The 21,450-nt window shown below is 67.8% G+C and carries 18 protein-coding genes; 9 read left to right on the top strand and 9 right to left on the bottom strand.

All coding sequences use genetic code 11. From position 1 onward, the window contains the following. Positions 1 to 241: 241 nt before the first annotated feature. Both alaS and ACSQ3D_RS08475 read left to right on the top strand, forming a co-directional pair. On the top strand, positions 242 to 2,869 hold the full coding sequence (gene alaS, locus ACSQ3D_RS08470) for an alanine--tRNA ligase (RefSeq protein WP_436126558.1): 2,628 nt from the start codon (positions 242 to 244) through the stop codon (positions 2,867 to 2,869). Between the two features lie 420 nt (positions 2,870 to 3,289). After that, positions 3,290 to 6,289 (top strand): HD domain-containing phosphohydrolase, encoded by a 3,000-nt coding sequence (locus tag ACSQ3D_RS08475; protein WP_436126559.1) that lies wholly within the window; start codon positions 3,290 to 3,292, stop codon positions 6,287 to 6,289. A 77-nt stretch (positions 6,290 to 6,366) separates the two neighbouring features. On the opposite strand, the gene ACSQ3D_RS08480 is transcribed toward ACSQ3D_RS08475, so the two are convergent. From ACSQ3D_RS08480 to ACSQ3D_RS08500, 5 genes are all read right to left on the bottom strand, one after another. Then, a complete protein-coding gene (locus ACSQ3D_RS08480; RefSeq protein ID WP_056421453.1) occupies positions 6,367 to 7,416 on the bottom strand; it encodes a GGDEF domain-containing protein in 1,050 nt (349 codons plus the stop codon). Positions 7,417 to 7,450: 34 nt separating this feature from the next. Next, positions 7,451 to 8,215, bottom strand: a complete 765-nt coding sequence (trmB, locus tag ACSQ3D_RS08485) for a tRNA (guanosine(46)-N7)-methyltransferase TrmB (RefSeq protein WP_436126560.1) — start codon at positions 8,213 to 8,215, stop codon at positions 7,451 to 7,453. Further along, complete coding sequence (gene gluQRS / locus ACSQ3D_RS08490; RefSeq protein WP_436126561.1) at positions 8,212 to 9,225, bottom strand: tRNA glutamyl-Q(34) synthetase GluQRS; 1,014 nt, start codon at positions 9,223 to 9,225, stop codon at positions 8,212 to 8,214. The genes trmB and gluQRS overlap by 4 nt, the downstream gene beginning before the upstream one ends. Beyond that, positions 9,222 to 10,364 carry an NAD(P)/FAD-dependent oxidoreductase gene (locus tag ACSQ3D_RS08495; protein WP_396505395.1) on the bottom strand — a complete coding sequence of 381 codons (1,143 nt, stop codon included), beginning with the start codon at positions 10,362 to 10,364 and terminating at the stop codon, positions 9,222 to 9,224. Before ACSQ3D_RS08495 ends, gluQRS begins: the two co-directional genes overlap by 4 nt. Before the next feature lie 111 nt (positions 10,365 to 10,475). Further along, the gene (locus ACSQ3D_RS08500) at positions 10,476 to 11,414 is read right to left on the bottom strand and encodes a LysR family transcriptional regulator (RefSeq protein ID WP_056421450.1); all 939 of its coding nucleotides are present in this window, start codon (positions 11,412 to 11,414) and stop codon (positions 10,476 to 10,478) included. A gap of 105 nt (positions 11,415 to 11,519) precedes the next feature. Here ACSQ3D_RS08500 and ACSQ3D_RS08505 point away from each other — a divergent pair, with 105 nt between their 5' ends. The 5 genes from ACSQ3D_RS08505 to ACSQ3D_RS08525 all read left to right on the top strand — a co-directional run bounded on the left by ACSQ3D_RS08505 (position 11,520) and on the right by ACSQ3D_RS08525 (position 14,868). Next, on the top strand, positions 11,520 to 12,221 hold the full coding sequence (locus ACSQ3D_RS08505) for a pirin family protein (RefSeq protein ID WP_056421449.1): 702 nt from the start codon (positions 11,520 to 11,522) through the stop codon (positions 12,219 to 12,221). 70 nt (positions 12,222 to 12,291) lie between these two features. Beyond that, positions 12,292 to 12,705 (top strand): DoxX family protein, encoded by a 414-nt coding sequence (locus ACSQ3D_RS08510; protein WP_056421448.1) that lies wholly within the window; start codon positions 12,292 to 12,294, stop codon positions 12,703 to 12,705. 162 nt (positions 12,706 to 12,867) lie between these two features. Next, complete coding sequence (locus ACSQ3D_RS08515; protein WP_056421447.1) at positions 12,868 to 13,422, top strand: flavodoxin family protein; 555 nt, start codon at positions 12,868 to 12,870, stop codon at positions 13,420 to 13,422. Between the two features lie 86 nt (positions 13,423 to 13,508). Continuing rightward, positions 13,509 to 13,916, top strand: coding sequence for an OsmC family protein (locus ACSQ3D_RS08520; protein WP_056421446.1), 408 nt, complete (start codon positions 13,509 to 13,511; stop codon positions 13,914 to 13,916). A 61-nt stretch (positions 13,917 to 13,977) separates the two neighbouring features. Further along, positions 13,978 to 14,868, top strand: a complete 891-nt coding sequence (locus tag ACSQ3D_RS08525; RefSeq protein ID WP_436126562.1) for a pirin family protein — start codon at positions 13,978 to 13,980, stop codon at positions 14,866 to 14,868. Positions 14,869 to 15,045: 177 nt separating this feature from the next. On the opposite strand, the gene ACSQ3D_RS08530 is transcribed toward ACSQ3D_RS08525, so the two are convergent. From ACSQ3D_RS08530 to ACSQ3D_RS08545, 4 genes are all read right to left on the bottom strand, one after another. Next, positions 15,046 to 15,888 carry a sulfurtransferase gene (locus ACSQ3D_RS08530; protein WP_436126563.1) on the bottom strand — a complete coding sequence of 281 codons (843 nt, stop codon included), beginning with the start codon at positions 15,886 to 15,888 and terminating at the stop codon, positions 15,046 to 15,048. A 174-nt stretch (positions 15,889 to 16,062) separates the two neighbouring features. Continuing rightward, complete coding sequence (locus ACSQ3D_RS08535) at positions 16,063 to 16,917, bottom strand: MinD/ParA family protein (RefSeq protein ID WP_056168733.1); 855 nt, start codon at positions 16,915 to 16,917, stop codon at positions 16,063 to 16,065. 10 nt (positions 16,918 to 16,927) lie between these two features. Continuing rightward, a complete protein-coding gene (locus ACSQ3D_RS08540; protein WP_056168736.1) occupies positions 16,928 to 17,698 on the bottom strand; it encodes a GGDEF domain-containing protein in 771 nt (256 codons plus the stop codon). Between the two features lie 83 nt (positions 17,699 to 17,781). Continuing rightward, positions 17,782 to 19,467, bottom strand: coding sequence for a SulP family inorganic anion transporter (locus ACSQ3D_RS08545; protein WP_436126564.1), 1,686 nt, complete (start codon positions 19,465 to 19,467; stop codon positions 17,782 to 17,784). Positions 19,468 to 19,612: 145 nt separating this feature from the next. Here ACSQ3D_RS08545 and ACSQ3D_RS08550 point away from each other — a divergent pair, with 145 nt between their 5' ends. Then, positions 19,613 to 20,104 (top strand): BON domain-containing protein, encoded by a 492-nt coding sequence (locus ACSQ3D_RS08550; protein ID WP_056168741.1) that lies wholly within the window; start codon positions 19,613 to 19,615, stop codon positions 20,102 to 20,104. Between the two features lie 93 nt (positions 20,105 to 20,197). Continuing rightward, positions 20,198 to 21,427, top strand: a complete 1,230-nt coding sequence (locus ACSQ3D_RS08555; RefSeq protein ID WP_436126565.1) for a PLP-dependent transferase — start codon at positions 20,198 to 20,200, stop codon at positions 21,425 to 21,427. Positions 21,428 to 21,450 lie beyond the last annotated feature (23 nt).

A 21,450-nucleotide genomic window follows, 5' to 3' on the forward strand; every position in this document is an offset into this window, starting at 1 on the left:
AAGGAGGGCGGGCAGCGTCAGGGCGCGCGGCGTTTGCAGTCCGTGAATGGGGCGGTGCGGACGCGACCCATCTTTGCGTTTAAAGGGTGGTTGGACCATGGCCGTACGCAGCGCCCGCCTGTCGCTGCCCAGCCACGGCACCCAGCGAGAGCAAACCTATAATGAAAGGTTGGTCCCGATGGGCGGCCCGCAGGCATTGGCCTGCAGGGCGGCCTGCTGTGTGAAACCACTCCTACACACCATGAGCAATCCCACTTTTTCCGTCGCAGACATCCGCAAGTCCTTCCTGGACTTCTTTGCCTCCAAGGGCCACACCATCGTGGCGTCGAGCCCCCTGGTGCCCGGCAACGATCCCACGCTGATGTTCACCAACTCGGGCATGGTGCAGTTCAAGGACGTGTTCCTGGGCACCGACAAGCGCCCGTACAACCGGGCAGTGTCCGTACAGGCCTGCCTGCGGGCCGGCGGCAAGCACAACGACCTGGAGAACGTGGGCTATACCGCCCGCCACCACACCTTCTTCGAGATGCTGGGCAACTGGTCGTTCGGCGACTACTTCAAGCGCGAGTCGCTCAAGTGGGCGTGGGAGCTGCTGACCGAGGTCTACAAGCTGCCCAAGGAGCGCCTGCTGGCCACCGTCTACCAGGAAGACGACGAGGCCTATGACATCTGGACCAAGGAAATCGGCCTGCCGCCCGAGCGCGTGATCCGCATCGGCGACAACAAGGGCGGCCGCTACAAGTCCGACAACTTCTGGATGATGGCCGACACCGGCCCCTGCGGCCCCTGCTCGGAAATCTTCTACGACCACGGCCCGCACATCCCCGGCGGCCCTCCCGGCAGCCCCGACGAAGACGGCGACCGCTTCATCGAGATCTGGAACAACGTGTTCATGCAGTTCGACATGGCCGAAGACGGCTCGGTCACGCCGCTGCCCGCGCCCTGCGTGGACACGGGCATGGGCCTGGAGCGCCTGGCCGCCATCCTGCAGCACGTGCACAGCAACTACGAGATCGACCTGTTCGACGCGCTGATCAAGGCCGCGGGCCGCGAGACCGGCGTGGCCGACCTGAACAACAAGAGCCTGCGCGTGATCGCGGACCACATCCGCGCCACCGCCTTTTTGGTGAGCGACGGCGTTATCCCGAGCAACGAAGGCCGCGGCTACGTGCAGCGCCGCATCGTGCGCCGCGCCATCCGCCACGGCTACAAGCTGGGCAAGAAGACGCCGTTCTTCCACAAGCTGGTGGCCGACCTGGTGCGCCTGATGGGCGATGCCTACCCCAAACTGCGCGAGCAGGAGCAGCGCATCACCGAGGTGCTCAAGGCCGAGGAAGAGCGCTTCTTCGAGACGCTGGCCAACGGCATGGAAATCCTGGACTCGACCCTGGCCGGTGGCGCCAAGGTGCTGCCCGGCGATGTGGCCTTCAAGCTGCACGACACCTATGGCTTTCCGCTGGACCTGACCAACGACGTGTGCCGTGAACGTGACGTCGAAGTGGACGAGGCCGGCTTCAAGGCCGCCATGGAAAAGCAAAAGGCCCAGGCCCGCGCTGCCGGCAAGTTCAAGATGGACAAGGCGTTGGAGTACACCGGTGACATCAACCAGTTCACCGGCTACGACAAGCTGGCCGAAGCCGCAAAAATTGTCGCCATCTACGTGGACGGCACCAGCACCGCGGCCCTCAAGACCGGCCAGACCGGCGTGGTGGTGCTCGACACCACGCCCTTCTACGCCGAAAGCGGCGGGCAGGTGGGCGACGAAGGCACCATCACCAGCGGCTCGGCACGTTTTGCGGTGGGCGACACGCTCAAGGTGAAGGCCGACGTGTACGGCCACCACGGCACCCTGGAAGAAGGCACGCTGAACGTGGGCGACACGGTGCAGGCCGAGGTGAACACGGCCCTGCGCGCCGCCACGGTGCGCAACCACTCGGCCACCCACCTGATGCACAAGGCCCTGCGCGAAGTGCTGGGCAGCCACGTGCAGCAAAAGGGCAGCCTGGTGAACGCCGAGCGCACCCGCTTCGACTTTGCACACAACGCCCCGGTGACGGATGCGCAGGTGCGCGAGATCGAGCGCCTGGTGAACGAGGAAATCCTGGCCAACCACCTCACGCAGGCCCGTGTGATGGACATCGAATCGGCCCAGAAGACCGGCGCGATGATGCTGTTCGGCGAGAAGTACGGCGAGACCGTGCGCGTGCTGGACATCGGCTCCAGCCGCGAGCTGTGCGGCGGCACCCACGTGCAGCGCACGGGCGACATCGGCCTGTTCAAGGTCGTGGCCGAAGGCGGCGTGGCCGCGGGCGTGCGCCGCATCGAGGCCGTGACCGGCACCAATGCGCTGGCCTACCTGCAGCAGCTTGAAAGCACCGTCAACCAGGCGGCCGGCACGCTCAAGACATCGGCGACCGAGCTCAATGGCCGCATCGGCCAGGCGCTCGACAACGTGCGTGCGCTGGAGAAGGAAGTGGCGGCCTTGAAGGGCAAGCTGGCCTCCAGCCAGGGCGACGAGTTGGTGAACCAGGCGGTGGAGATCAAGGGCCTGAAGGTCCTGGCCGCTGCGCTGCCGGGCGCGGATGCCAAGACCCTGCGCGACACCATGGACAAGCTCAAGGACAAGCTCAAGACCGCCGCCATCGTGCTGGCGGCCGTGGACGGCGACAAGGTGCAGATCGCCGCGGGCGTGACGTCCGACAGCATCGGCAAGCTCAAGGCCGGCGAACTGGTCAACTTCGTGGCCCAGCAAGTGGGCGGCAAGGGCGGCGGCAAGCCTGACATGGCCATGGCGGGCGGCACGGATGCGTCCAAGCTGCCCGCAGCGCTGGCATCTGTGACGGGCTGGGTGACGCAGCAGCTGGGCTGATCGACTGGCTCTGGACCACCATGTTGCCGGGCTGACGTCTGGCGAAGGTGGTTCAGGCGGTCCAGAGGGACTGCTCCAGGCGCAGGCGCAACGAAAGAAGTCGCGACGTCGGTAACGATGGGCTGAGGCGATGGCCGAGCACATCACGGAAAAAGGGGCGCTGCCCCTTTTTTTGCGCCTGGCCGATGCTCGCCAGGGCCCGACCGCATCGCGCCGCGTCCTACTGACGACGAGCGGGTTCGGACGAATTTGATCGCGCTCGACGGCACCCTGCCGCGCTTCACCGTGGTTGCCACTTCTGCGGTCGCTGTCGCTGCGTGGGTTTGACGGCGACGAGGGATATCTCGCCGCATGCCATGGCGCTCCGCCATGCCAAAAAGAAAGTGACGCCTTACAGCCTTTCGCCCTACATTGCGGCGGATGGACTCCTCGCGCCCGTCCCAGCCGCTGTCGCCGGGCACCGGTGCGCGCCTGGCCCGCGCCGCCACGGCGGCGGACGCCTTGCCCTGGTGGCGCCGCATCACCGTCCCTTTCGAGGTGCTCATCGCCTCGGTCGTAGTGCTGGCCATGCTGCTGCTCACGGCGCTGCTGGTCTACCAGGTGGGCACCAGCGCGCGGCAGGCGATGATCGATGCGTCCGACGAGAACGCGCAGCACATCAGCCAGTTGATCAGCGAGCGGGTGCACCGCATCGTGGACCCTGCGGACGCCACCATCCGCCTGCTGGCTTTCGACCCCATCGCTGCGGCCGCCAGTTTGCCCGCACGCCTGCAGCGCCTGCCGGTGCTGGCCAGCTTACTGGAGCAGAACAAGCTCTTGTCGGCCGTGTTCGTCGGCTACCCCGACGGGCAGTTTCTGCTGCTGCGCCCCATCCGCAATGCGGCCCTGCGCGCACGGCTGGAGGCCCCTGCCGAGGCGACGTACCTGCTGCAGTCGATGGCGCGGGAGCGCGGCGGTTCCAGCACCGTGGGCCGCTGGAGCTACTACGACGCAAAGCTGCGCCTGATCGATTCGGCCGTGCGGCCCGAATACCGGTACGACCCGCGCAGCCGGCCCTGGTTTGCCGACGCAGCGCTGCAGAAGGCGCAGGTGCTCACGGCCCCCTATGTGTTCTTCACCACCCAGGAGGTGGGCGTGACCCTGAGCCAGCCCACCGACGATGGGCGCGCGGTGCTCGGTCTGGACGTGGCCCTGACCGACCTGGGCACCGAGATCGGCAGCCTGCGCCTGATGCCGCGCACCGAGATCGCCGTGGTGGACCCCGATTTGCGCGTGCTGGCCTACCCCGACATGGCCCGCGTGCTGGTGCGCAGCGAAGACGCTGGCTCGCCCCGGCTGGAGCTGGGCACGCTCAGCGCGCTGGGCGTGCCCAGCCTGCAGGCCATCCAGGCGATGGGGCTCAAGGCCGGGCCGTCGCACCGCTTCATGGCCGACGGCGAGGAGTGGCTGGCCAAGGTGCTGCCACTCACGTCGCCCCGCTGGCAGGGCCTGCAGGTCCTCATGGCGATCCCGACCCGGGAATTGCTCTCGGGCGTGAACGACAACCTGCGCCGCCAGGTCTGGCTGTCGCTGGGCTTGATCGCGCTCATGCTGCCGCTGGGATGGCTGGCCGGGCGCAGGGTGGGGCGCAGCCTGTCGGGCCTGGCCATTCAGGCCCAGGCGCTGGCAAGGTTCGACTTTCGCCGGGCGGCGGTGCGCCGGTCGCCCGTGCGCGAGGTGCGGGCGCTGGGCCAGGTGATGGACCGCATGTCGGAGACCATTCAGGAGTTTCTGGACATTACCCACCACATCAGCGCCGAGTCGCGGCTGGACCTGATGCTGTCGAGCGTGCTGTTCGAGCTGGTGCGCGCCACCAGCTGCACCGCCGGGGCCGTGTACCTGGTGGAGCTAGAGCGCGCCGGGTTGCTGCGCACGGCCCGCTATTGCGAAGACCCGGACCACCAGTCGCGCTACCCGGACCACCTTCCGATGGGCCACTTCATCAACCATGGCGAGCCGCAGCCCGGCGATGAGCACGAGGACGACGATGCCGAGACCGCCAGCCACCACCGTGTGCTGCGGGTGCAGCTGCGCACGCGCGACGGGCAGCCGCTGGGCCTGCTGGTGCTGCGCTACCGGGTGACGCAGGGGCGTGAAGAGGGGCGGGAAGAGGACGTGCATTTTCGGGCGTTTGTCGAGAAGCTCTCGGGCACGCTGTCGGTGGCCATCGAGACGCGCAGCCTGATCGAGGGGCAAAAGAAGCTGTTCGACGCCGTCATCCGCCTGATGGCCGATGCCATCGATGCCAAGAGCCCCTACACCGGCGGCCACTGCGACCGGGTGCCGCAGCTGGCCGAATCGCTGATGCAGCGCCTGTGCGATGCCACGGAGGGGCCGTTCGCCCATGTGGCGATGACCGATGCCGAGCGGTATGAATTCCGCCTGGGGGCCTGGCTGCACGACTGCGGCAAGGTCACGAGCCCCGAGCACATCATCGACAAAGCCACCAAGCTCGAAACCCTGCACAACCGCATCCACGAGGTGCGCATGCGCTTCGAGGTGCTGTGGCGCGATGCAGAGCTGGATTACTGGAAGCAGCAGGTGGCGGGCGTGGACCCGGTGCGACTGCAGCGCGAGCTCTTGCAGCGGCGCGACCGGCTGCAGGAGGAGTTTGCGTTCGTCGCCCGGTGCAACGTGGGTGGCGAGTTCATGGACGACGCCGATGTGCATCGCCTGGCAGCCATTGCGCGGCAGGTGTGGCAGCGCCATTTCGACGACCGGCTGGGCCTGTCGAAGGCCGAGGCGGCGCGCCTGGCCAAGGTGCCGGTGCGGCCCCTGCCGGCGAACGAGCCCTTGCTGGCCGACCGGCCGGAGCACATCGTGCCCTGGGGTGACAGGCGTCCGCCGGTCGAGGCGGGCAACCCGGCCAACCGCTGGGGCTTCGACATGACGCTGCCCGCGCAGCAGGCGCACCTCGGCGAGCTGCACAACCTGTCGATACGCCGCGGCACGCTCACGGCGGAAGACCGTTTCAGGATCAACGACCACATCGTGCAGACCATCGTGATGCTCAGCGGCCTGCCGTTTCCGCCGCACCTGGCGCGCGTGCCCAGCATTGCCGGGTCGCACCATGAAAAGCTCGACGGCACCGGCTACCCCCGCCGTTTGACATCGGCCGACCTCACGCTGGCCGACCGCGTGATGACGCTGGCCGACATCTTCGAGGCCCTGACCGCCGCCGACAGGCCCTACAAGCCGCCCAAGACGCTGTCCGAGTCGCTCAAGATCATGGCCCAGATGGTGCGCGAGCGGCACATCGATCCGGAGGTGTTCCGCTTCTTCCTGCAAAGCGGCGTGTGGTGCGACTATGCGCTGCAGTTCCTGCCCGAGGCACAGCGCGATGCAGTGGATGTGGAGGCGATCCTCGCGTCGCTGGAGTGAGTGTGGCAAACCGAGCCGGGCGCTGCGGGTGGTGCAGCCCGGTTGCGGGCTTGCATCCCTTCAACCAGCCCCAGCGGTCAAAACAGCTCGACGTCGTCGTTGGCCACCTTGGCCGCGAGCTGTCCGCTGGACACCAGGTCGTCGTAGAAGCACACCTGGTTGCGGCCGTGTTCCTTGGCGTAGTAGAGCGCCTGGTCCGCCTGGCCCAGAATCTCGACCGGCGAGCCCTGCGAAGTGCTCACGAACCCCAGGCTCACCGTCACGGTGCCCACCTGCGGAAAGTTGTACTCCTGCACCGCCATGCGAAAGCGGTTGAACACGCGGTGCGCCGTGCTGAGCGTGGTGGAGCGCAGCAGCACCACGAACTCCTCGCCGCCGAAGCGGAAGATGCGGTCGTGGCTGCGGAACGAGCTGCGCAGGATGTTGGCGATCAGGATCAGCACCTCGTCGCCGTACAGGTGGCCGAAGCGGTCGTTGACCTGCTTGAAGTGGTCGATGTCCACCACGGCCAGCCACTGCTGCACGGGTTCGCTGGGCAGCGGGCCGTCTTCCGGGGCAAACGATTCGCTGATGGCCGCTGCGTTGCTGCTGGCCAGTGCGCTGGCATGGCGGGAGAACTGCTCGTCGAAGGTCTTGCGGTTGAACAGGCCGGTCAGCGCGTCGCGCTCGCTGTAGTCCAGCAGGCTCTGGTAGTTCTGGTAGACCTGGAACACGCCCTTGAGCACATCGAGCTTGTGGGCCGAGAACGGGCGGGACTGGGTGATCTCCAGGCATGTGCTGACCTTGTCCTGCATCCACACCGGCAGCCACAGCACGTACCGGCCCCGGCGGGGCGATGCCAATGCGCTGTCGCCGTGGCTGGCCACGCATTCGCGCAGGGCGGGGTACTGGTCCAGTGCCTCGCGCCGGGGGTCGGCGGCGGCTTCCGAGTCGGTGGACACCAGGTTGCCGTTGTCGACCCAGGTGCGGGGCCGCACGTGCGGCACGCCGGCGTGGGTGAAAAGCTCCAGGGCCCTCACCTCGACGATGCTGCTGAGCTTTTGCAACGTGGACAACACCGACACTTCCAACCGCAAGTGATCGCGGTGGCCGGTCATCTCAACCAGATTCTGGAGAATGGGCTTCATCGGGGATGTACGTTGGGCCAGCGAGGACACGTTGTCAATGGCGTCTGTTGAACACAACATCCCACACACCGTGCCCGAGACGCAATCCGCGGTTCTCGAACTTGGTGAGGGGGCGGTAGTCGGGCTGTGGGGCAAAGCCTTCGGCAGTGTTTTGCAGCAGCGGTTCGGCGCTGAGCACCTGCAGCATCTGCTCGGCATAGGGCTGCCAGTCGGTGGCGCAATGCAGGTAGCCGCCGGGCTTGAGGCGCGCGGCCAGCTTGGCCACCAGCGGCGGCTGGATCAGGCGCCGCTTGTTGTGCTTGGTCTTGTGCCAGGGGTCCGGAAAGAAGATGTGCACGCCGTCGAGGCTGCCTTCGGGCAGCATGTGGTCGATGACTTCGACCGCGTCGTGCTGCAGGATGCGGATGTTGGTCAGCTCCTGCTCGCCGATGCGCTTGAGCAACGCGCCCACGCCAGGCTCGTGCACTTCGCAGCACAGGAAGTTGTCGCCAGGCCGCACCCGGGCGATGTGGGCCGTGGCCTCGCCCATGCCGAAGCCGATCTCCAGCACCAGGGGGGCGCTGCGGCCGAAGGTGGCGGTGGCGTCGGTGGGGGCTGCGGTATAGGGCAGCACGAAGCGCGGGCCGAGATCTTCAAAGGCCTTGGCCTGGCCGGTGGTCGTGCGGCCGGCGCGGCGCACGAAGCTCTTGATGGTCTTGGGGTGGGTCACACCGGCGGGAATGCCTCCGGTGGCGGCGGGGGCAACCGCAGCATCGGCGGCTGCGTCGGCGGGGGCTAAGGCGTTGTTCTGTTCAATCACGGTGCGCCATTGTAGTTTCGTCGCCACGCTGAAACCCACGCTTGTAACGCGTCTGAAATGCAACCAGTGTTTGCATCGGCCACGGGGGGCAGTTTCAGCACCCCGGCGGCCTGCGCCAGCGCGCGCAGCGGGTGGTCCAGGTCCAGCGCCTGCGCGCCGTTTTGCTTGGACAGCTTTTCGCCGTTCTCGCCACACACCAGGGCCGTGTGCAGGTAGCGGGGCGTGGGGACGCCCAGGGCCTGCTGCAGCAGTATCTGGCGCGGGGTGTTGTCGGCGAGGTCTTCGCCACGCACGATGTCGGTGATGCCCTGCGCGGCATCGTCGACCACCACGGCCAGCTGGTAGGCCCACAGGCCGTCGGCGCGGCGCAGCACGAAGTCGCCCACGGTGTCGGCGACGTTCTGCTGCTGGGGGCCCAGGCGGCGGTCTTCCCAGTGCAACACGTTGGTTGCTATTGAATTGATAGCTGCTTGCGCTTTTCTATCCAGCGGTAGAGCCCTTTTTTGCTCTAAATCGTGCACATTGAATCGCCACGAACGCGCTGTGCGGCCGCCCAGGCCATGGCGGCAGGTGCCGGGGTAGGGCAGCGCGGCGTGGCGCTCGCGCGCATGGCCCAGGGCCGCCTGGGCGTCTTCGATGTCCTTGCGGGAACAGGCGCAGGGGTAGGCGTCGCCTTGGACGATCAGCTGGTCCAATGCCTTCTGGTAGAGATCGCTGCGCGCAGACTGCCACACGGGCGGTGCGTCGGGCACCAGGCCGCAGGCCGCCAGCTGCTGCAGGATGACGGTGTCGGCGCCGGGGATGCAGCGGGGGGTGTCCACATCTTCGATGCGCACCAGCCACTGGCCGCCGTGCGCCCGTGCGTCCAGCCAGCTGGCCAGCGCCGCCACCAGCGAGCCCGCATGCAGCGTGCCGGTGGGCGACGGCGCAAAACGGCCGATATAGCCGCCGATGTTGCGGCCGACATGGCCGCCGATGTGCAGCCCCCCCGGGGGCGGGCCAGCCGTCATGCCACCGCGAGTGCCAGCTCCAGGCCCGACACGAAGGCGTCTTCCACACGGTGCCCCAGGCACCAGTCGCCGCAGGCACCCAGGCCCATGCCGGCGTCCCACAGATGGGTCTTGCCCAGGGGGTGGGTGGTCTGGGCATAGCGCCAGCGGCGCGTGTCCGCATGCGCAGGCTGCGCGCGGATGCCGGTCACTTCGGAGAAGGCCTTGAGGAGCTTGGCCTGCACGCGGGCTTCGTCGTCTTCCAGGTGTTCGGCCGACCAGGCGGGGCTGGCCTGCACGGTCCAGCGCTCCACCACGTTGCGGCCGGGCTTGGAGGATTCGCGGGCCAGCCAGGCGATGCGGTGGTGGGTGCTGCGTGCGGCGTTCCACTGCGGGCCGAGCGTCGTGAGGCCCGGGCGCACGGCCTGCGGGTAGGCCAGCATCAGCGTCCAGCAGGGGGCGATGGCGACGGTGGACAACGGGTCGGACAGGGGCGTGTCGATGGCGGAGCTGGCCAGCAGGGCCTGCGCGGGCACGGCCGGCTGGGCCAGCAGCACGGCGTCGAAACCGGCATAGACGTGCTGCGTACCACCGGCGCCTTCGGTGCGCAACTGCCAGCCGGAAGGGTTGACGGCGTCGCGCTCGATGCGCGAAACGCGGGTGTCGGTGATCAGCTGGCCCGCCAGGCGCAGCGGCTCGGCCCAGGTGGCCACCAGCGACTGCATGCCGGGGCTGGCCACCCAGTGCGCTTCGCGGTGCGGCAGCCCGACGGCGGCCACGCGGCCTGCGGCGTCGAGCACCTGCACGGAGTTGGCGCTCCAGCGCTTGCACACGCCGGGCACGGTGTCGATGGCGCGCGCAAAGCGCGGGTCGCGCACGGTGAAGTACTGCGCGCCCGCGTCGAAGTTGCCGAAGGGGCTGTCGATGGTGGCGGTGCGGCCCCCGGCGCGGGAAGATTTCTCGAATACCGTCACGCGGTGGCCGGCCTGCACCAGGGTGCGTGCGCAGGCGATGCCCGCCATGCCCGCGCCGATGATGGCGAAATGGCGCTGGGGTTTGCCGGATGCGGTGGTGGGGGCTGCAGGGGCTGCCTGCGGGGTGGAAGCGGGGGCGCTGGTGCGTCGGAGCCGTTTGGCGGGGAGGGGATCAGGTTTGCTCATGGAAGGCCTTTCGGTGACGGTCGACAGGTGAAATGCAATGCAAAACCAACAGGACAAAACCAACAGGAACCACTCTACACGCGGCGCTGCCCGCCTGGCGCCTGATCGGGGTCAGAAGTGATGGTGGTTTTCCAGCAGGGCGCGGCGGGTGGCGGCGCTTTGCAGCTGGGTCAGCCACCACTGCAGCGCGCGGCCCGGCGCGGTGAAGCCGGGGCCGCCCCAGGCGTAGTGCACGCGCACGTTGCGTTCGGGGCGCGCCACCTGGCGGGCGACCAGGCGGCCGGCCTCCACGTACGGGCGCACCATGGGCTCGGGCAGAAACCCGCCGCCCAGGCCGCGCAGTTGCACGCGCACCTTGGCCTGCATGGTGTCCACGGTGAGCACGTCCTGCCCGCCCAGCAGGCCCATGGTGGCGCCGCCGCGCGTGGCCGAGTCGGCCACGGCCACGGCGCGGTGCTGCAGCAAGGTGGCGTCGGTGATCGGTTCGGGCACAGCGGCCAGCGGGTGGTGCGGCGCCACGACGTAGATGAAGAGCACGTCGCCCAACGGTGCCTGCTGCAGGCCCGCGATGCTGGCGCCGGACACCGACACCCCGATGGCCAGGTCCGCGCGGCCCGATGTCAGTGCCTCCAGCGTGCCGGTCATGATGCCGTCGCGCAGCTTCAGGCGCGTGGGCGGGGCCATGGCGTAGAACGCATCCACCAGCTCCAGCATGGTGTGGGGCGAGATGATGCCGTCGACCGAGATGGTGAGCTGCGGCTCCCAGCCCGTGGCCACGCGGCGCACGCGGTGGGCCACCGCGTCGATGTCCTGCAGCAGCCGCGCACCTTCGCGCAAAAGCTCCACGCCCGCCTCGGTGGGCTTGGCCTGGCGTGCGCTGCGGTCAAAGAGCAGCACATCCAGCGCGTCCTCGATCTGCCGCACCCGGTAGGTGAGGGCGCTGGGCACCAGCCCCAGCTGCCGCGCCGCCGCGGCAAAGCTGCCGGCCTCGGCGATCACCTGCAGCATGGCGAGCGCATCGGGGGTGAGGACATCGCGTGCGTTTTGCATGGTTGCCCCATGGTAATTCAATTTTTTTGAATATTGCCATCAATCCGGCAGCGCCTGCCACGGCGCACGCCGCCCTACAGTGAGGGCTTGAAAGGGGCACGCACCATGCTGACTGTTCGCAAATCCCAGGACCGCGGCCATGCCGACCATGGCTGGCTCCAGTCGTTCCACAGCTTTTCGTTCGCGGGCTACTACGACCCCGAGCACATGGGCTTTGGCAACCTGCGCGTGATCAACGAAGACCGCATTGCCGCCGGCACGGGCTTCGGCACGCACGGCCACCGCGACATGGAGATCATCAGCTACGTGCTGTCGGGCGAGCTGGCCCATAAGGACAGCATGGGCAACATCGTGGGCATACCGCCCGGCGACGTGCAGTTGATGAGCGCGGGCTCGGGCGTGACGCACAGCGAGTTCAACCATGCCGAAGGCCAGAGCACGCACTTCCTGCAGATCTGGATCGAGCCCAACGTGCGCGGCATTGCGCCGAGCTACGCCCAAAAGAGCTTTGCAGAGTCCGGCAAGCGCGGCGCGCTGCGGCTGGTGGCGTCGCCCGATGGCGCGCAGGACTCCGTGCGCATCCATGCCGACGCTGCGGTGTACGCGGGCTTGCTCGACGCGCAAGAGGCCGTCACACTGGCGCTGAACCCCGCACGCAAGACCTATGTGCACCTGATCCGCGGTGCGCTCAAGGTCAACGGACAACCCCTGTCGGGCGGCGATGCCGCGCTGATGGAAAACGAAACCGCCTTGTCGTTGACCCATGGCCACGACGCCGAGGTGCTGGTGTTTGACCTGGCCGCCTGAAGCTTCACCCACCCGGTGTTCGCACCGTTCTTTTTCTTTTCATCCACACCATCCACCTGAGGAGTCCACCATGCTCGCCAACCTGCAAAACCCCTTCGCCCTGGCGTCCCGCTTCCTGCTGGCGGCACTGTTCCTGCCTGCGGGCATCAGCAAGATCACCGGCTTTGCCGGCACGGTCGGCTACATCACGTCCGTGGGCCTGCCCATGCCGACGGTGGCGGCCGCCGTGGCCGCCGCGGTCGAGGTGCTGGGCAGCCTGGCGCTGATCTTCGGCTTCGGCACGCGCTTTGCGGCCCTGGCGCTGGCGGTGTTCACCCTGGTGGCGAGCTTCTTCTTCCACGCCTACTGGAGCCTGCCGGCCGACAAGCAAATGATGCAGCAGCTCATGTTCTTCAAGAACGTGGCGGTGAGCGGTGGCCTGCTGGCTTTGGTGGCCTTTGGCGCCGGTGGCTGGAGCCTGGACGCACGCCGCGGCGAACGCTGATGCGATGCAACCCCCTTGCCTTGGCCGCGCGCAGTCGGCGCGGCTGCGGTGAAGGGAGCGCTGAGGCGGGGTGAGCGACGGTATCGTGCTTCGCTCGGCCCCTTCGCCGGCCTGACGGGCTGGCATTTCCTTTCGTTTTAAACCCCTTTGAGGAGTTTCTCCATGGCACAGATCGCAGTTGTTTACCACTCTGGCTACGGCCACACCCAGCGCCTGGCCCAGGCCGTGGCGGACGGCGCAGGCGCCGAGCTCATCGCCATCGATGCCGATGGCAACCTGCCCGAAGGCGGCTGGGAGACGCTGGCCGCTGCCAGCGCCATCATCTTCGGCACGCCCACCTACATGGCCGGCCCGAGCTGGCAGTTCAAGAAGTTTGCCGACGCGTCGTCCAAGCCCTGGTTCGGCCAGGCCTGGAAGGACAAGCTGTTTGCCGGCTTCACCAACAGTGCCAGCATGAACGGCGACAAGCAGATCACGCTGGACTACCTGTACCACCTGGCCATGCAGCACGGCGGCCTGTGGGTGGGCAACGGCATGATGCCGGCCAACTCCAAGGCCGCGACGCGCGACGACGTGAACTGGATGGGCTCCTTCAGCGGCGCGATGTCGCAGTCGCCCTCCGATGCGTCGGCCGCAGAGATGTTCCCGGGCGACCTGGAAACCGGCCGTCAGTTCGGCCAGCGCGTGGCCGCCGCGGCGCAGCGCTGGGCGCGCTGAGCCAGCACCGCGACGGCACTGAACCTGCGCCGGATGGCGCTACAGTGCCAGCGACCTGAAAAACTACCAAGGCGCACAAGGAACCTATGGCAATCGAACTGCAGCGCATTCCCGGCGCGCCCATGGCCCAGGCCGTTCACATCCGCAGCCACGAATTCGTGGCGGATGCCAGCGTGGAAGAGGGCGGGGCCGATGGCGGCCCCAGCCCGCACGACCTGTACGACGCGGCACTGGGTGCCTGCAAGGCGCTCACCGTGCTGTGGTACGCCCGGCGCAAGGGCCTGCCGGTGGAAGACGTGAAGACCGTGATCGAGCGCGACGCTTCTGCCGAGCGCGCCGGCACCTACCGCCTCACGGCACGCCTGCAGATCAGCGGCGACCTGACCGACGCGCAGATCGCCGAGTTGGAAACTGTGGCGCACAAGTGCCCGGTGCACAAGCTCATGACCACGGTCACCACCGAGATCGACACCACGGTGGAGCGCATGGCATGAGCGCCGTGCCCAGCCACCGGACACCCACCCGCACCGCCGCGTGCCGCACGGAGATTCACCCATGAGCGATGCCATCCTGCAACTGAAGGGCCAGGCCAAGGACCTGGGCGGCGGCTTCACCGTGCGCCGCTTGCTGCCGGCCGTGCAGCGCCAGGCGGTCGGGCCGTTTTTGTTCTTCGACCACTTCGGCCCCGTGACCGTGGTGCCGGGCGACAGCCACGATGTGCGCCCGCACCCGCACATCGGGCTGGCAACGGTCACGTACCTGTTCTCGGGCGCCATCATGCACCGCGACAGCCTGGGCTATGTGCAGCAGATCGAGCCCGGGGCCATCAACTGGATGACCGCTGGCCGCGGCATCGTGCACTCCGAACGCCGCCCCGAAAGCCTGGTGGACAAGACCTATGTGAACCACGGCATCCAGCTGTGGACCGCGCTGCCCGTGGCGCATGAAGAAGCCGAGCCGTCGTTCGTGCACACGCCGTCGGCAGACATCCCGGAAGTGCGGGTGGGCGATGCCACGGTGCGCGTGCTGATCGGCAGCGCGTTCGGTCAGACATCACCGGTAGCGACCCTTGCGCCCACGGTGTACCTGGATGTGCAGCTCCCGGCCGGTGCCACGCTGGAGATACCCGCGCTGGCGCAGGAGATGGCGGTGTACACCGTGGACAGCCCGGTGCAGCTCAACGGCGAGGCCGTGGGGCCGCAGCTACTGGCGGTGATGGATGCTGGCCAGGCCATGCACCTGTCGGTGCCCGGCGAGTCTGCCGCACGCCTCATGGTGATTGGCGGCGACGCGCTGGAGGCCCCGCGCCACATGTGGTGGAACTTCGTCTCCAGCCGCAAGGAGCGCATGGTGCAGGCGGCGGCCGACTGGGAAGCCCAGACCATGGGCCAGGTACCGGGCGAGGTGGAGTGGATTCCGCTGCCGGAGCGGCGCTTCAAGGCCTGACAGGGCGTGGCGCGGGCGGGTGCCGGGGCCTACAGGCACCCGGCATTCGTCGGCGTGAATCAGATCAAAAAAGCCCCTGCCGCGCGCTGGTAGGGCGCTGAATGCTCATTTTTCAATAGCAACAGTATTTGCGCGTGTTGTTGCGCTGCCCACTGCGTGCGCTGCGGCGTTGGCGCTTCACGCTGCGCCGGTGGCTGGTGGCAGTGCCGTGGACACTGCGGCAGCGTCACTGGCACCGGTGCCTGCAGCCTTGCTGGCGATGTCGCGCACATGGGTGGTCGCATCGGCCGACAGGTCACTGGTCAGCACCGCCCGCTCATCGAACACGAAGCAGCCGCCGTGGTAGTGCGCCCCATCGGTCAGTTCGAAGTACTTGAGGATGCCGCCTTCGAGCTGGTAGACGTGCGGCAGGCCTTCCTCGTGCATCAGGATGGCGGCCTTTTCGCAGCGGATGCCGCCGGTGCAAAAGCTCACCACGGTCTTGTCCCGCAAGTCGTCCTTGTGCGCCCGCAGGGCCGGGGGGAACTCGGTGAACTTGTCAATGCGCCAGTCGATGGCGTTGTCGAAGGTGCCCTGGTCCACCTCGAAGGCGTTGCGCGTGTCCAGGGTCACCACTTCGCGGCCCGCGTCATCGTGCCCCTGGTCCAGCCAGCGGCGCAGCGTGGCGGGGTCCACCGAAGGCGCGCGGCCCGCGGCGGGCTGGATGGTGGGGTGATCCATGCGGATGATCTCGCGCTTGACCTTGACCAGCATCTTGCGAAACGGCACGGTGGCAGACCAGCTTTCCTTCGGGTCTACGTCAGCAAAGCGCGCGTCGGTACGCAGCGCATCGACAAAGCCGCGCACCGCATCGGCACGCCCGGCCAGGAAGAAGTTGATGCCTTCTTCTGCGAGCAGGATGGTGCCTTTGAGCCCGCCTTCCGTGGCGCGGGCGTGCAGCAGGTCGCGCAACGCTGCCGCATCGGGCAGGGGCACGAACTTGTAGCAGGAGATGTTGAGGATGGTGTCGGTGGAGTTCACGGCAAATAGGGCATTGCGGCTGCGCTGAATGCGCCGGGCTGTATAAGCTGTGCGGCGTGTGACTGTACGGTCGCTGCGATCGCTGGGCGGGCGCCGCCCATCAAACGGCAGGGAGTGCGCATAACCACAGCGCCTCGCGACCGCGGCTGAGCGCGTGCGGGCGGCGCGGCGCTGTCAGGTCACGGGCGTCAGCAGCGCGCCTTCGATCTTGTTGGCCAGCTGGGCAATCGCCAAAGCGGCCGGGCAGCCGGGGGTTTGCAGCAGCAGCAACTGGCGGCGCATCACGGCGTCGCGCACGGACGGGTCGGCCGGAATGTCGCCCATGTGGATCAGGCGCATCGGGCGGCCGGACTCGGTGGTCACGAAGCGGTCCAGCACCTGCTGCAACTGGCTGGCAATGGCGCGGCCATCGCCGGCGCGCGCCGCCTGGTTGATGACCATGCGCACGTGCTGGCGCTTTTGCTGCATGGCCAGCACCTTGATGGCGGCGTAGGCGTCGGTCAGCGAGGTGGGCTCGGGCGTGGCCACGACCAGCACCTCGGAGGCGAGCGAAATGGAGAACAGCACCACGTCGGAAATGCCGGCACCGGTGTCCAGCAGCACCACGTCGTACTGCGGGGTCAGCGCCTGGATGACGCTCAGGAACTGGCCGCGCACCTCCGGTGTGAGGCGCGAATACTCCACCATGCCGGAGCCTGCCAGCAGCACATTGAAGCCGCCGGGCGCCTGGATGACGGCCTGGTCGAGCGTGGCTTTGCCTGTGAAGACGTCGTGCAGGGTGATCTTGGGGTGCAGGTTCAGCACCACGTCGAGGTTGGCCAGCCCGAGGTCGGCGTCAAGCACCAGCACACGGTGGCCGCGGCGGGTCAGGGCGGCTGCCAGGTTGGCCGATACGAAGGTCTTGCCGACGCCACCCTTGCCGCTGGTGATGGCGATGATGCGGGCGCCGCCGGGCGTCTGGGCCTGGGGCGTGGCGTGGCCGGCAGGGGCTGCCGGCGAAGGGGGTTGGGGGGACAGCGCGTCGCTCATCTTCTAACTTTCAGTAGGCGCTGCCTGTTGGTGGGTCCAGTGGGGGCAGGTCGCCCCAGCCCGAGGGAGTGTAGAGCGGGCCGAACAACAGGCTTTTCTCTTCGGCACTGACGGTGCTGTCAGGTTGCTCCTCGATGCTGATGCGGTTGCGGCCCCCGGCCTTGGCTTCGTAGAGCTGCTGGTCGGCGCGGTCGGTCCACAACAGCGTGGTGGATCTGATCCACTGCATCGCAAACGCGCCGCCGATGCTCACGGTGATGTTGAGCTCGACCGAGCCCGACACCCGGATGGGCGTGTTGGCCACCGCGCGGCGAATGCGCTCGGCCACCACGCTGCCGAAGCCGGCCTGGCAGGCCGGCAGCACCACGGCAAATTCTTCGCCGCCGTAGCGGGCCAGGGTGTCCATGGGGCGCACGCAGGCGTCCAGGGTGCGGGCCACCGACTGCAGCACGATGTCGCCAGCCAGGTGGCCGTGGGTGTCGTTCACCTTCTTGAAGTGGTCGATGTCCAGCATGAGCAGCAGCGCGGCTTCGCCGGATCGGGTCACGCGGTCGATCTCGCGTTCGAGCACCGCCCGAAAGTGCCGGCGATTCGCCAGCCCGGTGAGCGGGTCTTTCAGGGAGAGTTCGCACAGCCCGTCGATGAGGCTTTGCAGATAGCTTGACGGAACGTCCTGGCGCAAGGCCGCTTCGCTGCCGCCAGCCTGTGCTACCAGCGCGTGTGCAGTATCCAGGCGGAGGTCGCGCAGATCTACAAGATGGGAGGCTGCAGGATCAGACACAAATCGGAGCAAAAAGAGTTTGCGGAGTGTACCAGCGCCCCAGCAAGAAGAGGGCCAGCCGCCGGCATAGGTTTAAACCCGAATCAGGCACCGCCTGCCGGCCGGCACAACTGCTGCAAGGCCATCAGTGCTTCGGTGTCGGTGCGGTACATCGCCAAGCCCGAGCCAGGCTCCAGCAGGCCTGCCTGGCGCAGCACTTTCTCGGCGGGGAGTTTGAGCCCGCTCAGGTGCAGCGTGCCTCCGCGGGCGCGCATCAGCGCCAGCAGTTGCGCAAAAGTTTCCACACCGGTCACATCGACGCGGTTGATGGGCTGGGCCAGCAGGCACAGGTGGGCGACGTCCGGGTGGGCGGCCATGTGCTCGGTCACCCACCGCTCCAGCGCGCTGGCAGAAGCAAAATCCAGTTCCGCGTCCATGCGCAGGGCCAGCAACTGCGGCGCGAGCGGCGGCAGGTGCCACAGGTGGCGGTCGCGCAGGCTGCCGTCCGGATGCAGGCCCACCTCGATGATGCGCGGGTGCAGCCGCTGGTACAGAAAGTGGCTCAGGTTCATCAGCAGGCCCACCAGCACGCCCCAATACATGCGGGGCGCCGTGGCCAGCGTGAGGGCAAAGGTCACGCCACCGATCACCGCCTCCACCCGCGATACACGCCACAGGCGCAGCAAAGTGCCGGGCTTGATGAGGCTGATGACGGCCGTTACCACCACCGCGGCCAGCACCGACTGGGGCACGTGGTACAGCGCCGGCGTTAGCCACAGCAGCACCACCAGCACCAGCGCAATGGCGAACAGCGTGGCCCAGCCGCTCTTGGCACCGGCATACAGGTTGATGGCCGAGCGTGAGAACGACGCGCTGGTGGCAAAGCTGCCGCACAGCCCGCTGCTGATCTTGGCCAGGCCCTGGCCGATGAGGTCCTGGTTCTCGTTCCAGCGCTCGCCCGAGCGCTGGCTTTCGACCTTGGCGCTGGAGGCCGTCTCCAGAAAGCTCACCAGCGTGACCACCAGCACCGGCATCACCAGCGCGCTGAATCCCGACCACGGCAGCATGCCCGGCCAGTACGGCGCAGGCAGGCCGGATGGCAGGGCACCGACCACCGCGCCGCCCGCATCGGCATAGCCCAACGCCCAGCTCAGCGCCCCCGCGGCACCCACCACGACGATGGCAGCCGGAAAGTTGGGCCGCCAGCGCCGGGCCAGTATCAGCAGCGCCAGACTGCCCAGCCCGAAGGCCGCCGCCGTGAGGTCGAACAGCCCCGGCGACGGCGTGGCAAACAGCGCCCCCCAGTCTGCCCGCAGGCCCGTGAGCGACGCCAGTTGCGAGCCCAGGATCAGCAACGCCGCGGCCTGCGTGAACCCGCTGAGCACCGGCGAGGTAACGAGGTTGAGCAGCCAGCCGAAGCGTGCGAGACCCATGATCAGTTGCAGCAGGCCGGACAGCAGCGCCATCCAGGCGGCCATGGCCACCCACTGGGCGCTGCCTGGTTCGGCCAAGCCGGTCAGCGACGCACCGATGAGCAAACTGGTCAGCGCCGTAGGCCCCACGCCCAGCCGCGTGGACGAACTGAACAACACCGCGACCAGCGCAGGGATGAGCGACGCGTAAATGCCGGTGATCAGGGGCATGCCGGCCAGCGCCGCGTAGGCGACTCCCTGCGGCACCAGCATCAGCCCCACCGTCATGCCGGCCCAGAATTCCCCCTTGATCAGATGGCGGTCAGGGCGGGGCCAGGAGAGAAACGGAAGCCAGCGGGCCAGGGAAGTGGGCGACATGCCCCGATTGTCGTGCCTGGCGGCGGAAGTCTTGGCCTGCGGAAGCAGGCGCGAGCGTCCTACATAGGCTTCGGCACCGTCCGACCCGGTGCGCGCGGGGGCGTGCCTACAGTTCGATCCATACCTCAACCCAAGGAGTCTGACCATGAACACATCCGCGATTACCCTCCGTCCCGCCCACCGTATCGCCAGCATCCTGGCCGTGAGCGCTCTGGCCCTGGGCCTGTCTGCCTGCGGCAAGAACGAAGAGCCCACCGTGGGCCAGCGCCTGGATTCCGCCGTTGAAAAGACCGAACAGGCCGCCACGGACGCACGCATCAAGGCAGAAGCCGCGATGAAGAACACCGAAAACAAGGTCGAGCAAAGCGCCGCCAACGCAGAGGCTTCTGCCAAGGATGCAGCCACCAATGCCAAGGGCGCCATCGACGACGCCACCATCACCGCCAAGGTCAACGCTGACCTGGCCCGTGATCCCGATCTGAGCGCATTGAAGATCAATGTCGACACCGTGAACGGCAAGGTCACCCTGAACGGCCCCGCGCCCACGACCGTGGCCCGCGACCGCGCTGAAACCATTGCCAAGGCTGTAGACGGCGTGACCGCCGTGAACAACCAGCTGGTGGTCAGCGCCAGCTAAGCTGGTTGACCCTGAGCGAGCGCCTGAGGCGCTCGGCAAAGACTGCGCGCCGCGCGGGGTTTGAGGCCCCGCGCGGCGCGCTACCATGGCCGGATGAAAGACGCACATTCCGATCAGTTGGCGACCCGCATCGTCCACCATGACTATCTTCCTCCCGGCGACTTCGTCTCGCCCCAGCCGGGGGTCTTCAAGGCTTCCACCGTTATCTTCCCCAACGTGGCTGCGATGCGGTCGCGGGAATGGAAGGACAAGAGCGGCTACACCTATGGCCTGCACGGCACCCCTACGACCTTCATCCTGGAAGAGCGCTTGTGCACACTGGAGGGCGGCCTGCAGTGCCTGCTGGTCCCGAGCGGCCTGGCGGCCATCGCCAACGTCGCCCTGGCGCTGCTCAAGCCCGGCGACGAGGTGTTGATCCCTGACAACGCCTACGGCCCCAACAAAGACCTCGCCAATGGCGAACTGCGCCGCTTCGGCATCACCCATGCCTTCTACGACGCGCTCGACCCGGCCGACCTGGCTGCGCGCATCACGCCCGCCACCAAACTGGTGTGGCTGGAGGCCGCGGGCTCGGTCACGCTGGAGTTTCCGGACCTGTGCGAGCAGGTGCGCATCTGCCGCGCGCGCGGCGTGACGACTGCGCTGGACAACACCTGGGGCGCGGGCCTGGCGTTTGCGCCGTTCGATCTTCTGGGTGACGGCACCCTGGGCGTGGACATCTCGGCCCATGCGCTGACCAAGTACCCCAGCGGCGGCGGCGACGTGCTCATGGGCAGCGTGATCACCCGCGATGCGGGGCTGCACATGAAGCTCAAGCTCACCCACATGCGCCTGGGCCTTGGGGTGGCGGGCAATGATGCCGAGGCCGTGCTGCGCGCGCTGCCCAGCATCGGCCTGCGCTACCGCGCCCACGACGAGGCGACCCGCCAGCTGGCGCGCTGGATGCAGCAGCAGCCCGCGGTGGCCCAGGTGCTGCACCCGGCCCTGGAAGGATCGCCCGGCCACGCGCACTGGAAGGCCCTGTGCGGCAGTGCCAACGGCGGCCAGGGGGCGGCGGCCGGTTTGTTCAGCGTGCTGTTCGACGCGCGCCACACCCAGGCGCAGGTGGATGCCTTCTGCGACGGCCTGCGCTGGTTCAAGCTCGGCTACAGCTGGGGTGGGCCGATGAGCCTGGTGGTGCCCTACGACCTGCCCAGCATGCGCAGCCAGAGCACGCAGCACCTGCGGCAGGGCACGCTGGTGCGCTTCTCGGTGGGGCTGGAGGCGGTGCAAGACCTGCAAAACGACCTGCAGCAGGCGATGGAGCGCGCGTTCACGCAGTGATGCCTTGCGCCGCGTGAAGGGCG

The sequence above is a fragment of the Acidovorax sp. LjRoot117 genome (assembly GCF_964252695.1).
Classification (GTDB): Bacteria; Pseudomonadota; Gammaproteobacteria; order Burkholderiales; family Burkholderiaceae_C; genus Acidovorax.

Bases quoted from the DNA above. Each gene is read 5' to 3' on its own strand.
- ACSQ3D_RS08480 (WP_056421453.1), bottom strand. From the start codon at position 7,416: ATGAAGCCCATTCTCCAGAATCTGGTTGAGATGACCGGCCACCGCGAT.
- ACSQ3D_RS08495 (WP_396505395.1), bottom strand. From the start codon at position 10,364: ATGAGCAAACCTGATCCCCTCCCCGCCAAACGGCTCCGACGCACCAGC.
- ACSQ3D_RS08545 (WP_436126564.1), bottom strand. From the start codon at position 19,467: ATGTCGCCCACTTCCCTGGCCCGCTGGCTTCCGTTTCTCTCCTGGCCC.
- ACSQ3D_RS08515 (WP_056421447.1), top strand. From the start codon at position 12,868: ATGGCACAGATCGCAGTTGTTTACCACTCTGGCTACGGCCACACCCAG.
- ACSQ3D_RS08550 (WP_056168741.1), top strand. From the start codon at position 19,613: ATGAACACATCCGCGATTACCCTCCGTCCCGCCCACCGTATCGCCAGC.
- ACSQ3D_RS08505 (WP_056421449.1), top strand. From the start codon at position 11,520: ATGCTGACTGTTCGCAAATCCCAGGACCGCGGCCATGCCGACCATGGC.
- ACSQ3D_RS08535 (WP_056168733.1), bottom strand. From the start codon at position 16,917: ATGAGCGACGCGCTGTCCCCCCAACCCCCTTCGCCGGCAGCCCCTGCC.
- ACSQ3D_RS08555 (WP_436126565.1), top strand. From the start codon at position 20,198: ATGAAAGACGCACATTCCGATCAGTTGGCGACCCGCATCGTCCACCAT.
- ACSQ3D_RS08525 (WP_436126562.1), top strand. From the start codon at position 13,978: ATGAGCGATGCCATCCTGCAACTGAAGGGCCAGGCCAAGGACCTGGGC.
- ACSQ3D_RS08510 (WP_056421448.1), top strand. From the start codon at position 12,292: ATGCTCGCCAACCTGCAAAACCCCTTCGCCCTGGCGTCCCGCTTCCTG.
- ACSQ3D_RS08475 (WP_436126559.1), top strand. From the start codon at position 3,290: ATGGACTCCTCGCGCCCGTCCCAGCCGCTGTCGCCGGGCACCGGTGCG.
- ACSQ3D_RS08500 (WP_056421450.1), bottom strand. From the start codon at position 11,414: ATGCAAAACGCACGCGATGTCCTCACCCCCGATGCGCTCGCCATGCTG.
- gluQRS (WP_436126561.1), bottom strand. From the start codon at position 9,225: ATGACGGCTGGCCCGCCCCCGGGGGGGCTGCACATCGGCGGCCATGTC.
- alaS (WP_436126558.1), top strand. From the start codon at position 242: ATGAGCAATCCCACTTTTTCCGTCGCAGACATCCGCAAGTCCTTCCTG.
- ACSQ3D_RS08520 (WP_056421446.1), top strand. From the start codon at position 13,509: ATGGCAATCGAACTGCAGCGCATTCCCGGCGCGCCCATGGCCCAGGCC.